Annotated in this window: 13 protein-coding genes; 10 read left to right on the top strand and 3 right to left on the bottom strand. The window is 71.2% G+C overall.

Translation table 11 applies throughout. The annotated features are described in order from the left end of the window. Positions 1-331 precede the first annotated feature (331 nt). Together dnaE and ACRYCC_RS43295 are read left to right on the top strand one after the other, a co-directional pair. The gene (dnaE, locus tag ACRYCC_RS43300; RefSeq protein ID WP_433820051.1) at positions 332-3868 is read left to right on the top strand and encodes a DNA polymerase III subunit alpha; all 3537 of its coding nucleotides are present in this window, start codon (positions 332-334) and stop codon (positions 3866-3868) included. A gap of 435 nt (positions 3869-4303) precedes the next feature. Then, the gene (locus ACRYCC_RS43295) at positions 4304-4996 is read left to right on the top strand and encodes a dsRNA-binding motif domain-containing protein (protein ID WP_433820050.1); all 693 of its coding nucleotides are present in this window, start codon (positions 4304-4306) and stop codon (positions 4994-4996) included. Positions 4997-5079: 83 nt separating this feature from the next. Here the strand turns inward: ACRYCC_RS43295 and ACRYCC_RS43290 are convergent, their stop codons facing one another. Next, positions 5080-5772: a DUF6882 domain-containing protein gene (locus tag ACRYCC_RS43290; protein WP_433820049.1), complete on the bottom strand. Its 693-nt coding sequence runs from the start codon at positions 5770-5772 to the stop codon at positions 5080-5082. Between the two features lie 166 nt (positions 5773-5938). Here ACRYCC_RS43290 and ACRYCC_RS43285 point away from each other — a divergent pair, with 166 nt between their 5' ends. Then, entirely contained in the window at positions 5939-6571 is a 633-nt protein-coding gene (locus tag ACRYCC_RS43285; RefSeq protein ID WP_433820048.1) for a hypothetical protein, read from the top strand. Here the strand turns inward: ACRYCC_RS43285 and ybaK are convergent. Beyond that, positions 6452-6952, bottom strand: a complete 501-nt coding sequence (ybaK, locus tag ACRYCC_RS43280) for a Cys-tRNA(Pro) deacylase (protein ID WP_433820047.1) — start codon at positions 6950-6952, stop codon at positions 6452-6454. The genes ACRYCC_RS43285 and ybaK overlap by 120 nt on opposite strands. Positions 6953-7013: 61 nt before the next feature. Next, positions 7014-7700: an LON peptidase substrate-binding domain-containing protein gene (locus ACRYCC_RS43275; protein WP_433820045.1), complete on the bottom strand. Its 687-nt coding sequence runs from the start codon at positions 7698-7700 to the stop codon at positions 7014-7016. A gap of 255 nt (positions 7701-7955) precedes the next feature. Between ACRYCC_RS43275 and ACRYCC_RS43270 the strand changes: the two genes are divergently transcribed. The 7 genes from ACRYCC_RS43270 (at position 7956) to hisH (ending at position 12971) form a co-directional block, all read left to right on the top strand. Beyond that, positions 7956-8192, top strand: coding sequence for a hypothetical protein (locus ACRYCC_RS43270; protein ID WP_433820044.1), 237 nt, complete (start codon positions 7956-7958; stop codon positions 8190-8192). A 30-nt stretch (positions 8193-8222) separates the two neighbouring features. Further along, positions 8223-9125, top strand: a complete 903-nt coding sequence (locus ACRYCC_RS43265; protein ID WP_433820043.1) for a PhzF family phenazine biosynthesis protein — start codon at positions 8223-8225, stop codon at positions 9123-9125. Between the two features lie 70 nt (positions 9126-9195). After that, complete coding sequence (hisD, locus tag ACRYCC_RS43260) at positions 9196-10503, top strand: histidinol dehydrogenase (protein ID WP_433820042.1); 1308 nt, start codon at positions 9196-9198, stop codon at positions 10501-10503. Beyond that, complete coding sequence (locus ACRYCC_RS43255) at positions 10500-11588, top strand: histidinol-phosphate transaminase (RefSeq protein WP_433820041.1); 1089 nt, start codon at positions 10500-10502, stop codon at positions 11586-11588. Before hisD ends, ACRYCC_RS43255 begins: the two co-directional genes overlap by 4 nt. Further along, positions 11585-12178 carry an imidazoleglycerol-phosphate dehydratase HisB gene (gene hisB, locus ACRYCC_RS43250; RefSeq protein ID WP_433820040.1) on the top strand — a complete coding sequence of 198 codons (594 nt, stop codon included), beginning with the start codon at positions 11585-11587 and terminating at the stop codon, positions 12176-12178. Before ACRYCC_RS43255 ends, hisB begins: the two co-directional genes overlap by 4 nt. Further along, positions 12175-12345 (top strand): hypothetical protein, encoded by a 171-nt coding sequence (locus tag ACRYCC_RS43245; RefSeq protein ID WP_433820039.1) that lies wholly within the window; start codon positions 12175-12177, stop codon positions 12343-12345. Before hisB ends, ACRYCC_RS43245 begins: the two co-directional genes overlap by 4 nt. Then, positions 12342-12971 carry an imidazole glycerol phosphate synthase subunit HisH gene (gene hisH, locus ACRYCC_RS43240; RefSeq protein ID WP_433820037.1) on the top strand — a complete coding sequence of 210 codons (630 nt, stop codon included), beginning with the start codon at positions 12342-12344 and terminating at the stop codon, positions 12969-12971. Before ACRYCC_RS43245 ends, hisH begins: the two co-directional genes overlap by 4 nt. Positions 12972-13089: the final 118 nt, after the last annotated feature.

The following is a 13089-nucleotide window of genomic DNA, read 5'->3' as shown; positions in this document are numbered from 1 at the left end:
GGGGGGACCGGCCGCGGCCGTCCCGCGCTCGCTCCCGTCAGACCTTAACGTTCACTTCCCACCAGCACGAGCCCGGACACGAAAAATAGTGACAACCTTAATATTGGGACGTTCCATGGCGCGCCGGAACGGGATATCGGTTCGATCTCGTTCCGGGCCGGCGGGCGGGACCGGTCCTCCTGGCCGGGCCCGGTGATCCCTCCGGCGTGCGCGGGGTTCCGGTCGGCGCGAGCGGTCTGTGCCCGCCTCGCGGTGAGGGCTGTGTCTGCCTCGCGGTGACCTGTGTGACGGCTTAGGCTGCTGAGTCGAACCCGTCCCGAAGGAGCCGCGCGTGTCTGAGTCGTTCGTGCATCTGCACGTTCATACCGAGTACTCGATGCTCGACGGCGCAGCGCGACTCAAGCAGATGTTCGCCGAGGTCGAACGGCAGAAGATGCCGGCGATCGCGATGACCGACCACGGCAACATGCACGGCGCCAACGGGTTCTTCAGGCAGGCCATGGACGCGGGCGTCACCCCCGTGATCGGCATCGAGGCCTACGTGGCCCCGGAGTCGCGGTTCCACAAGAAGCGCGTCCAGTGGGGCGAGCCGAGCCAGAAGCGCGACGACCTGTCCGGTGGCGGTCTCTACACCCACAAGACGCTCTGGGCCCGTGACAAGACCGGCCTGCACAACCTGTTCAAGCTGACGTCGAGATCGTTCACCGAGGGCTTCGTCTTCAAGTACGCCCGCATGGATGACGAGCTGATCGCCCAGCACGCCGACGGGCTGATGGCGACCACCGGCTGTCCCTCCGGCGAGGTGCAGACCCGGCTGCGGCTCGGCCACTTCGACAAGGCCGTCGAGGCGGCGGCGAAGTACCAGGAGATCTTCGGCAAGGACAACTACTTCCTCGAGATCATGGACCACGGGCTCGACATCGAGCGCCGGGTCCGTGACGGCCTGGTCGAGATCAGCAAGAAGCTCGGCATCCCTCCGGTCGTCACCAACGACAGCCACTACACCCGCGAGAGCGAGGCCGCGGCGCACGACGCGCTGCTGTGCGTCCAGGTCGGCAAGCAACTGGCCGATCCGGACCGGTTCCGGTTCGACGGCTCGGGCTACTACCTCAAGACCGCCGACGAGATGCGCGCCATCGACGGCTCCGACATCTGGGCCGAGGGCTGCCGCAACACGCTCCTGATCGCCGAGCGGGTCGACCCGGCGGGCATGTTCGAGTACCGCAACCTGATGCCGATCTTCCCGGTTCCCGAGGGGGAGACCGAGGAGACCTGGTTCCGCAAGGAAGTCCAGCGCGGCATGGAGTGGCGCTTCCCGGACGGGATCGACGAGGAGCACCGGCGCCAGGTCGAGTACGAGATCGGCGTCGTCCTGCAGATGGGCTTCCCCTCGTACTTCCTCGTGGTCGCCGACTTCATCATGTGGGCGAAGAAGAACGGGATCGCGGTGGGCCCGGGGCGAGGGTCGGCGGCGGGCTCGCTGGCGGCCTACGCCATGGGCATCACCGACCTCGACCCGCTGCCGCACGGGCTGATCTTCGAGCGTTTCCTCAACCCCGAGCGCGTCTCCATGCCCGACGTCGACATCGACTTCGACGAGCGCAGGCGCGGTGACGTGATCCGGTACGTCACCGAGAAGTGGGGCGCCGACAAGGTCGCCATGATCGCCACCTTCGGCACCATCAAGGCCAAGGCCGCGATCAAGGACGCCTCCCGCGTCCTCGGCTTCCCCTACGCCCTCGGCGACCGCCTCACCAAGGCGTTCCCGCCCGCGGTCATGGGCAAGGAGATCCCGCTCTCCGGCATCTTCGACGACAAGCACCCGCGCTACAGCGAGGCCGGCGAGCTGCGCAAGCTGTACGAGGAGGAGACCGACGTCAAGCAGGTGCTCGACCTGGCCCAGGGCCTGGAGGGCCTGATCCGGCAGACGGGCGTGCACGCCGCCGGAGTGATCATGAGCGCCGAGACGCTCACCGACCACATCCCGATCATGCGCCGGGACTCCGACGGTGTGATCATCACGCAGTTCGACTATCCGACCTGCGAGTCGCTCGGCCTGCTCAAGATGGACTTCCTGGGCCTGCGCAACCTCACGATCATGGACGACGCGGTCAAGGCCATCGAGCTCAACAAGGGCATCAAGGTCAACCTGCTCGAGCTGCCGCTGGACGACGTCAAGACCTACGAGCTGCTCTCCCGCGGTGACACCCTGGGGGTGTTCCAGCTGGACGGCGGCCCCATGCGCGGTCTGCTGCGGCTGATGCGGCCCGACAACTTCGAGGACATCTCCGCCGTCCTGGCGCTGTACCGGCCCGGCCCGATGGGCGCGAACTCCCACACCAACTACGCGCTGCGCAAGAACAAGCAGCAGGAGATCACCCCGATCCACCCGGAGCTGGAGGAGCCGCTCCGGGAGATCCTCGACACGACCCACGGCCTGATCGTGTATCAGGAGCAGGTCATGGCCATCGCGCAGAAGGTCGCCGGCTACTCGCTCGGCGGCGCCGACCTGCTCCGCCGCGCCATGGGCAAGAAGAAGAAGTCCGAGCTGGACAAGCAGTTCGAGTTCTTCGAGAAGGGCATGCAGGACAACGGGTTCTCGGCGGCAGCCATCAAGGCCCTGTGGGACATCCTGCTGCCGTTCTCCGACTACGCCTTCAACAAGGCGCACACCGCCGGGTACGGCCTGGTCTCGTACTGGACGGGCTATCTCAAGGCCAACTACCCCGCCGAGTACATGGCGGCGCTGCTCACCTCCGTCAAGGACGACAAGGACAAGAGCGCGCTCTACCTCAACGAGTGCCGCCGGATGGGCATCACGGTGCTCCCACCGGACGTCAACGAGTCCGACGCGGACTTCACCCCGCGCGGTGACACCGAGATCCGCTTCGGGCTGTCGGCGATCCGCAACGTGGGCGACAACGTCGTGGACGGCGTCATCGCGGCCCGCCGGGAGAAGGGCCGGTTCGCCGACTTCAACGACTTCCTGCGCAAGGTGCCGCCCGTGGTGTGCAACAAGCGGGTCGTCGAGTCCCTCATCAAGGCCGGGTCCTTCGACGACCTCGGGCACGAGCGCAAGTCCCTGGTCATGGTGCACGAACAGGCCATCGACTCGGTCATCGACGTCAAGCGCAACGAGGCGATCGGCCAGGACTCGCTGTTCGGTGCCATCGACGAGGGCGGCTCCGCGGACGAGGCGTTCACCGTGGAGATCCCGGCGGGGGAGTGGGACAAGACCACGCTGCTGGCCTTCGAGCGGGAGATGCTCGGCCTGTACGTCTCCGACCACCCGCTGCTGGGCGTCGAGCACATCCTGGCCAAGGAGACCGACTGCTCCATCTCCGCGCTCACCGCCGAGGGGGACCGCCCGGACGGCCAGATCGTGGCCATCGGCGGGCTGCTGTCCGGCCTGCAGCGCAAGGTCACCAAGCAGGGCAACTCCTGGGCGATGTTCTCGCTGGAGGATCTCGGTGGCTCCATCGAGGTGATGGCCTTCCCCTCGGCCTACCAGCTGTGCTCCACCCTGCTGGCCGAGGACGCGGTGCTGGTCGTCAGGGGCCGGATCGACAAGCGCGAGGACGTACCCAAGATCATCGCGATGGAGGTCACCCAGCCCGACCTCACCATCAGCGACATGTTCGGCCCGCTCTCGGTGGCGATGCCGATCGGGCGCTGCACGCCGCCGGTCGTGGAGCGGCTGAAGGAGGTCCTCATCACCCATCCGGGCTCCAGCGAGGTGCACCTGCACCTGCAGAACGGTCCCCGTACGACCGTGGTCCGGCTGGACGACAAGCTCCGGGTGACCCCCTCGCCGGCGCTGATGGGCGATCTCAAGCAGCTCCTGGGACCGGCCTGCCTGATGGGGTGAGCACGCCCGGCGGCCGCGCGGGGCCGGTCACGGTCGGTGATCTCGGCCGGGAAAGATCTACCGTTTAGGCTGTCCGATATATAGCCTTTTACCCTTTCAATGCCTAGACTCGACCGGGAAGTACCGAGATCTTCCTTAATAGGTAGAAACGCAAAGCCGTCACTCCCTGCGCCCCAAGCAGGGAGCACCCACGCCGGCTGACGCTCCGGGGCCGTTCTCGGGCCCGGGATCCACATACGCGTCAGCGGGCCGCCGACATCCCATGGTCGAGGGCGATCGAGCCCCGCCGGAAGGCCGCATGCCTTCCCGGGATGTCAGGCACGCGGATCTGGACACCGCACCCGACGGTCACCCCTGCTCTGCCGGGGGTCGCTCCGCCTTCTTCACAGCCCCACGCGGAGTCGTTGCGTCATGTCCACCGAGAGATGGGAAATCATGCGGCAGCGACTCACCCGGCTGATCCTGGCCGGTACGGCCACCTGCGCCGTCGGCCTCGGAGCCACGGCTCTCGACCACCACGAGACCTCCTCCCCCCAGGCATCCGTGCCCGAGGTCACCCTGCCCGCGGTCGACCACGTCGCCGCGGTGACCGACCTCGCCCCCCGCGAACAGGCCCCCCCGCGCCTGACCTCCCCCATGGCGATGAAGATGGCGGTGAAGGCCGCCGCCAAGGCCGAGCGGGCCGCGCAGAAGTCCGCCCCGGGCGTCAAGACCGCCTCCCGCGCGAAGGCCGACCTGCCGGTGGTCCTGCTGCAGAACCAGACCCTGGGCTCCTACTTCTGGGACACCGGCGGCTCCGGCAACGGCGACACCGGCGCCCCGGCCTCCGGGACCCCCATGCGGGAGGGCTGCTTCGCGAGCCCGAGCTGGCCCATGGGCACCAAGGGCTACATCGAGTACCACGGCAAGCGCGCCGCCTTCACCATCTGCGACCGCGGTCCCGGGACCCCCTCCCGCGTCGGCGTGATGATCGACATCGACGGGATCACCTACGCCAAGCTGACCGGCGGCCGGTGGAGCGAGCCGTACGTCATCGGCGGAGACGGCCTGCACGGGAACATCCCGATCACCTACTGCGTCACCCAGTGGGGCGAGGGGCCGGGCAAGGGCGCTCCCAGGCCGCTCTGAGCCCCGCTCGTTCCCGCTTCCTCGACCCCGCCACGATCGTGCGATCGGTGCCCTGCGCCGATCGCACGATTCGTGCGTGCGGGTCACCCGACGCTGAGGCCGGCCTCCCAGCTGACGAAGCGGCCCTCGTCGTCGAACAGCGCGCGGGCGGTGCCGCCGCCGGGAATCCGGGCCTCGGTCACCCCGCCGGACTGGCGGTAGGGCACCCGGTGATGGCTGAGGAAACGGGCCAGGGTCAGGTGCGGATCGCCCGTGAACAGCGTGGCCGCGTTGATGATCAGCCGGGGCACCGGGACCGGGTCCCAGGCGGCCGGCGGGACCGCCGGATCGTCGACGTGCAGGTACGCCGACCCGCCGTCGTAGCCGGCGCCGATGTAGCCCCCGCCGCCGAGCAGCCCGGCGGCGATCATCGCGATGAGCTCACCGCCGTGGCCGGCGGGCCCCTCGTACCAGGACAGGTCGACCTCCGGAGTGGTGAGCTCCGGGACGCCCAGCCGCTCGCCCATCTCCTGGACGCTCAGCGTGGGCCGGACCGCGGGGTGATCGGGGCCGAACTGGGGGTTGGCCCACCCCCACAGCCAGGTCTTCTCCCGTCCGGCGTAGCTGCCGAGCAACGACACGCGGACGGTGACCCCGCCGCTGGTGTACGTGCGTTCGGCGAGGTCGGCACTCCAATCCTCGCGGGGGAGGAACTCGGCCAGTGTCTCCTGCTGTTGCAGGACCACCGCGCCGAGCGCCGAGCCGAGCCGATCGAATGCCGGGCTGAATCCAGACATGCCGGTCACGTTATCTCAGCCGCATCTCAGCCGCGCCGTTCGCCGGTGAGGCGGCCCCGCCGGGGCCGATCGTGGATCTTGGAATGAAAAGCGTTACGCTGCGATCACAGACGGCCGATGGCCTGCGGAACGGTGAGGGGGCCGCCCCCCGGCAGAGGGGAGTGCGATGGACGCGCTGGCGGGACTGCGACGGCAGCTGCGGATCGCGGCGGTGACCGTCGCGGTGACGGCGGTGCTCGGTGCCCTCGCCGGCCTGCTGTGGGCGGCGATCTCCCCGCATGTGAAATACGTCTCGGTGGAGGGCAAGGTCTTTCTGGTCGACCCGGAATCGCCCGCACTGATCGGCACCGACGGCAGGTTCGCACTGATCACCGCGGGGCTCGGGCTGGCCTGCGGGATCGTGGCCTACCTGGCCGCCGGCCGGGACAACGATCTCGCCCTCGTCGCGGGACTCATGGTGGGCGGGGTCGTCGCCGCCCTCCTGGCCTGGCGGGTCGGGCATCAGATCGGCCTGGACACCTTCCACCGCATGGTGCGCGCCGGCGACCGGACCCGGGTCTTCGACGGCCCCGCGGAGCTGACCGCGCGCGGGGTGCTGGTGTGCTGGCCCTTCGTCGCGCTCGTGACCTTCGGGCTGCTGGAGGCGACCGACGTGGCCAAGCGGGTCGGACCCGGCGAGTCAGTGGCGGCGGGCGATGGCGGCGGTCCGAGCCCCGGTCAGCAGGATCAGGTCGGCGGGGGAAAGCTCGATCTGCAGGCCGCGCCGACCGGCCGAGACATAGAGGGTCGCCAGACCTGAGGCCGACGCGTCGACGACGGTGGGCAGGCGCCTGCGCTGGCCCAGCGGGCTGATCCCGCCGAGCACGTAGCCGGTGGTGCGCTCGGCCGTGTGCGGATCGGCCATCTGCGCCTTCTTGCCCCCCGCGGCGGCGGCCAGCGCCTTCAGGTCGAGGGTGGCCGCGACCGGCACCACCGCCACGGTGAGCGCGCCGTCGACCTCGGCGACGAGGGTCTTGAAGATCTGCTCGTGCGGAATGCCGAGCGCGTCCGCGGCCGCCTCCCCGTAGGAGTCGGCGTCCGGATCCGCCTCGTACGGATGCAGCGTGAACTCGATCCCGGCCCGGGTGGCGGCGACGGTCGCCGGTGTGCCCTTCCCGCCGGCCGTCCTGGCTTTGCCCATGGGGACATTGTGCCTGCCCGGGCCGCGGCGATCATCTCGATGCGCCGGCGGCCGTGGCCGGTCAGTTGGGGTTGATGACGTCGTCGAGGAACGGGGAGGCGGGCACCGCGGGGAGGGCGTCGAGCAGCCGGGTCTCGCGGAGCAGGAACTCCTCCTCCAGCCGGAACCGGGCGGTCGCGTCCTCGGCCTCCAGCAGCCGCTGCTTCTCGGCCCGGTCCAGCACCACCGCGGCGGCGACGAGATACGACAGGCGGACCGGATCGGGCGGCAGCTCGACCGGCCGCCGGACCTCCGCCCCCGCCTCCGCGAGCCGGCCGCGGTAGAGCCGGAACAGCCGGGTCACCCGCCGGGCGGCCGGGCCCGGGTCCGGCCCCGCGCAGTCCGGGCGGAACTCCACGTCGGCGCGCAGGTACGGCAGGGAATCGTCCATTCCGGTGACGTCGAACCGCCTGCCGCCGACGGTGACGACGTCGAACCGGCCGTCGGCGTGCGGGATCACCCCGTGCACCTCGGCGGTGCACCCCACCATCGCCAGCCCCGGGCCGGGTTCGGGCCGGCCCTCCAGCGCGCCCTCGTCGCCGGCCACCTGGCCGGGTTCGATCGAGACGATGCCGAACCGGTGCGGCTCGGGGCGTTGTAGGAGGTCCCGGATCAGCAGCCGGTAGCGCTCCTCGAAGACGTGCAGCGGCAGCACCAGGCCGGGGAACAGGACGGTGCCCAGCGGGAACAGGGGCAGCTGCTCGTTCACCCCTTCAGGCTACGCCTCCCCGGGAACCAGGATCTGATCTACAACGTAAAGGCGCCGGGCCGGAAATGCCGGTGCCCAGGCCGGTGACCACACCCGAACGGGGCATGCGGTCTGGTCAGCAGTGGCCACTTCACACCGATGCTCCACCTCGCAGGGGTATGCGGGGTTAGTCTCAGGCGCACCCGGGGCGTCCCTCGCGGGGCGGCCACGGGCCGGTGACATCACTCGCCGGTTCCTCTTCCGGAGGCCGCCATCATGTGGCTGAACGTCTTCATCATGGGCTTCGCGAGCCTGTTCGTCGGATTCATCCTGGGCTGGATCATGGGGCGCCCGCGGCGCTGGGATCGCTACGTCTGGGACGCCGCTCCCGCGCCGGCCTCGTCCCCGCGGGCCCCGTCCGTGCCGATCTCGTCCGAGCCCGCCTCGTCCGTGCCGGCCTCATCGGTGGACGGCCTCGCGCCGCTGCCGCCGACGGTGACGACCCACGGTTGATCGCACCACCGCAACGCCTACAGTTCCGGTATGCGGATCCTCGTCGTCGACGCCTTCACCGACCGGCCCTTCGCCGGCAACCCCGCGGGCGTCTGCCTGCTGGACGGCCCCGCGGACGCCGGCTGGATGCAGTCGGTCGCGGCCGAGATGCGGCACGCGGAGACGGCCTTCCTCCGCCCGCTCGCCGCCCTCGAGACTGGCCCCGGGCCCGCCCCTCACGCCGCCCCGGAGACCGGCCTGGAGGCCGACTACGAGCTGCGGTGGTTCACCCCCGCGGTCGAGGTCGACCTCTGCGGCCACGCCACCCTGGCCAGTGCGCACGCCCTGTACGAGACCGGTACGGTCCCCGCCGGCGCGACCATCCGGTTCCGCACCCGCGGCGGGGTGCTCACCGTCCGCCCGGCCCGGGAGCCCGGCTCCGGCGGCCTGCTGGAGATGGACTTCCCGGCCCAGCCCGCCTGGCCCGCCGAGGTTCCGCCGGGCCTGGCCGGGGCGCTCGGCGTGCCCGTCGCCGAGGCCGGCCGGAACGCCCAGAACGATCTGTTCGTGCTCCTCGGCGACGAGAAGGCCGTACGCGAGCTGGCCCCCGACCTGGCCGCCCTCGCCCGGATCGACGCCCGCGGCGTCTGCGTCACCGCCCCGGCCACCCCGGACCCCGGGCCGGACGCCGCCCCGGACCCCGGGCCCGGCTCCGGGTCGTACGACTTCGTGTCGCGGTTCTTCGGGCCGGCCGTCGGCGTGGACGAGGATCCGGTGACCGGCTCCGCCCACTGCATGCTGGCGCCCTACTGGTCGGACCGGCTCGGCCGCGACACGCTCCTGGGCTACCAGGCCTCCGGGCGCGGCGGGACGGTCCGGGTGACCGTGCGCGGAGACCGGGTCACGCTGGCCGGCCGTGCCGTGACCGTTCTGGAGGGGACCCTCCGGGTGTGAGGCGCGACTCGCCCGTCTCACCGACCGAGATGACGCACGGGTGACCGGCCGTTCTTCATAGACTGGCCTGGTGATATCCCGTCTGGATCTGCGCGGCTCGCTCCCGGGCGACCTGCGCGCCGTGCTGCCCCGCGCCGAGCTCGACGTCGAGGCCGCCCTGGAGAAGGTGCGGCCGATCTGCGACGACGTACGCCATCGGGGGGCCGCGGCCGTCCGGGACTACACCTCCAGGTTCGACGGCGTCGACCTGGAGACGACCCGGGTGCCGGTCGCCGAGATCCACCAGGCGCTGGCCGCCCTCGACCCGGCGGTGCGGGACGCCCTGGAGGAGTGCATCCGGCGGGCCCGGCTGGTCCACCACGACCAGCGCCGTACCGACGTCACCACACAGGTGGTGCCGGGCGGCACCGTGACCGAGCGCTGGGTGCCCGTCGCGCGGGTCGGGCTGTACGTCCCCGGCGGCCAGGCCGTCTACCCGTCCAGCGTCGTCATGAACGTCGTCCCGGCGCAGGAGGCGGGGGTCGGGTCGCTCGCCGTCACCTCCCCGGCGCAGAAGGAGCACGGCGGGCTGCCGCATCCCACCATCCTGGCCGCGTGCGCGCTGCTGGGCGTCGACGAGGTGTACGCCGCCGGTGGCGCCCAGGCGATCGCGATGTTCGCCTACGGCACCGAGGAGTGCGCCCCCGCCGACCTGGTCACCGGGCCCGGCAACATCTGGGTGGCGGCCGCCAAGCGGCTGCTCAAGGGCGTCATCGGGATCGACTCCGAGGCCGGCCCGACCGAGATCGCGATCCTGGCCGACGAGACCGCCGACCCGGTGCACGTGGCCGCCGACCTGATCAGCCAGGCCGAGCACGACACGCTCGCCGCCGCCGTGCTGGTCACCGACTCCGAGGAGCTCGCCGCCCGGGTGGCGCAGGAGCTGCGGCAGCAGGTCGCCCGGACCAAGCACACCGAGCGGATCACCGCGGCGCTGGCCGGGCGCCAGTCCGGCATCGTGCTGGTCGACGATCTCGAGGCGGGCCTCAAGGTCGTCGACGCGTACGCGGCCGAGCACCTGGAGATCCACACCGCCGACGCCCGGCACCTCGCGGCCCGGGTCCGCAACGCGGGCGCGGTCTTCGTCGGGCCGCACGCGCCGGTCTCGCTCGGCGACTACCTCGCCGGGTCCAACCACGTACTGCCCACCGGGGGCTGTGCCTGCCACTCCTCGGGACTCTCCGTGCAGACCTTCCTGCGCGGCGTCCACGTCGTGGAATACGACGAGGCCGCCCTGGCGGAGGCGACGGCTCGGGTGGTGACCCTGGCCGAGGCCGAGGACCTGCCCGCGCACGGTGCCGCCCTGAAGGCGCGCTTCGGCTGGGAGCTCCCGTCGTGACCTCGATCGATGATCTCCCCATCCGCGACGACCTGCGGGGCCGCACGCCGTACGGAGCGCCCCAGCTCGACGTCCCCGTCCAGCTCAACACCAACGAGAACCCCTACCCGCCGTCCGCGCGGCTGGTGAAGGCGCTCGGCGAGGCGGTCGCCGAGGTGGCCGGGTCGCTGAACCGCTACCCCGACCGGGACGCGGTGGCCCTGCGCACCGACCTCGCGGCCTTCCTCAACGACGACACGCCGGGAGCGGGGCTGACGGCCCGGCAGGTGTGGGCGGCCAACGGCTCCAACGAGATCATCCAGCAGATCCTGCAGGCGTTCGGCGGGCCCGGCCGGTCCGCGCTGGGCTTCGAGCCGTCGTACTCCATGCACCCGATCATCACCCATGTGACCGGCACGACGTGGATCGACGCCCACCGTGACGAGGACTTCGGCCTGGCACCGGAGCGGGCCATCGCCACCATCGCGGAGCACCGGCCCGACGTGGTCTTCCTGACCTCACCGAACAACCCGACCGGCACGGCGCTGCCGCCGGCGGCGATCCAGGCCGTCGTCGAGGCCGCGCCCGGCATGGTGGTCGTCGATGAGGCGTACGGGGAGTTCCGCCGGTCCGGGACCCCCTCCGCCCTGGAGCTGCTGCCCGGCAACCCCCGGCTCATCGTGACCCGGACCATGTCCAAGGCGTTCGCCATGGCCGGCACCCGGCTGGGCTACCTCGCCGCGGACCCCGCCGTGGTCGACGCGCTGCAGCTGGTCCGGCTGCCGTACCACCTGTCCGCCGTCACCCAGGCCGTGGCACGCACCGCCATCGCCTACGGTGAGGAGCTGCTCGGCGCGGTGGAGACGCTCCGCCGCGAACGCGACTCCCTGGTGGAGTGGCTGCGGGCGGAGGGGTTCACGGTGGCCGACTCCGACGCCAACTTCGTGCTGTTCGGCCTCTTCGACGATCGGCGCGCCGTCTGGCAGGCGATGCTGGACCGCGGAGTGCTGATCCGCGAGGTCGGGCCGCCGCGCTGGCTGCGCGTGTCGGTGGGGACCCCGCAGGAGATGGCCGCATTTCGTGACGCTCTGAAGGAGAGCCTGTGAATCGCAAGGGCAGGGTCGAGCGCGGGACCAAGGAGACCTCGGTCCTCGTGGAGATCGACCTGGACGGCACCGGTGAGGTGGACATCGCCACCGGGGTCGGGTTCTTCGACCACATGCTCGCCCAGCTCGGCAAGCACGGCTCCTTCGACCTGACCGTCAAGACCCAGGGAGACCTGCACATCGACAGCCACCACACGATCGAGGACACCTCCATCGCGCTCGGCCAGGCGTTCCGGCAGGCCCTGGGCGACAAGGCGGGGATCCGCCGGTTCGCCGACGCGTCCATCCCGCTGGACGAGGCACTGGCCCAGGTGACCGTGGACGTGTCCGGCCGGCCCTACCTGGTGCACAGCGAACCCGAGGGCATGGCGCCGATGATCGGCCCGGAGTACGACACGACGCTGACCCGGCACATCCTGGAGTCGTTCTCCGGCAACGCCCAGATCGCCCTGCACGTGCACGTGCCGTACGGCCGCAACGCCCACCACATCGTGGAGGCGCAGTTCAAGGCCCTGGCCAGGGCACTGCGCGACGCGGTCGCCTTCGACCCGAAGGTGCACGGCATCCCCTCCACGAAAGGGGCCCTGTGAACCTGTTCGGGCAGGACGTCTCCACGCTTTCGATCTTCCTGCTGGCGGTGGGGGTCTTCTTTCTCGCCGGGGTCTACAGCGCGCTCCGGCAGGGCATCAAGGCCCTGGCGGTGCTCGCCTTCATCGCCGCCGCGCTGGCCATCGCCGGAGGGGTGCTGAGACTGTGAGCTCCAGGGTCGTGGTGCTCGACTACGGGTCGGGAAACCTGCGCTCGGCGGAACGGGCCGTGGCGCGCACCGGCGCCGACGTGACGGTGACGTCCGACTTCGACGCGGCGCTGAACGCCGACGGCCTGGTGGTGCCGGGGGTCGGGGCGTTCGCCGCCTGCATGGAGGGCCTGCTCCGGGTCCGGGGCGACCAGCTGATCGGCCGCCGGCTGGCCGGGGGCCGCCCGGTGCTGGGCATCTGCGTCGGCATGCAGATCCTGTTCGGCAAGGGCGTGGAGCACGGCGTGAGCACCGAGGGCTGCGGCGAATGGCCCGGCACCGTCGAGCGGCTCGACGCTCCGGTGCTGCCGCACATGGGGTGGAACACCGTCGACGCGCCCGGCGAGTCGGTGCTGTTCCACGGCATCGACCCGGCGACCCGCTTCTACTTCGTGCACTCCTACGGGGTGCGCCGCTGGGAGCTGGAGCCCGGCCGGTTCGCCCCGCCGCTGGTGACCTGGGCCGAGCACGGCGACCGGTTCGTCGCGGCGGTCGAGAACGGGCCGCTGTGCGCCACCCAGTTCCACCCGGAGAAGTCCGGGGACGCCGGCGCCCAGTTGCTGGCCAACTGGCTGACCACCCTCTGATGGCCCGCCGTGGTGCGCCGCGGGCGGCCGCCGGTGAGACTCCCGTGAGGTTCTGGTGAGGCGCCGATGAGCAAGGAGCGGGCCCGCCGGCGGGCCGAGCGTGAGGCGGCGGCCGCCC

Source organism: Actinomadura scrupuli, assembly GCF_050971785.1.
Classification (GTDB): domain Bacteria; phylum Actinomycetota; class Actinomycetes; order Streptosporangiales; family Streptosporangiaceae; genus Actinomadura_E; species Actinomadura_E scrupuli.
The sequence above is the reverse complement of the archived record's forward strand: the minus strand, read 5'-3'. Positions and strand labels throughout refer to the sequence as shown.

Bases quoted from the DNA above. Each gene is read 5' to 3' on its own strand.
- ACRYCC_RS43295 (WP_433820050.1), top strand. From the start codon at position 4,304: ATGCGGCAGCGACTCACCCGGCTGATCCTGGCCGGTACGGCCACCTGC.
- ACRYCC_RS43290 (WP_433820049.1), bottom strand. From the start codon at position 5,772: ATGTCTGGATTCAGCCCGGCATTCGATCGGCTCGGCTCGGCGCTCGGC.
- ACRYCC_RS43285 (WP_433820048.1), top strand. From the start codon at position 5,939: ATGGACGCGCTGGCGGGACTGCGACGGCAGCTGCGGATCGCGGCGGTG.
- ybaK (WP_433820047.1), bottom strand. From the start codon at position 6,952: ATGGGCAAAGCCAGGACGGCCGGCGGGAAGGGCACACCGGCGACCGTC.
- ACRYCC_RS43270 (WP_433820044.1), top strand. From the start codon at position 7,956: ATGTGGCTGAACGTCTTCATCATGGGCTTCGCGAGCCTGTTCGTCGGA.
- ACRYCC_RS43265 (WP_433820043.1), top strand. From the start codon at position 8,223: ATGCGGATCCTCGTCGTCGACGCCTTCACCGACCGGCCCTTCGCCGGC.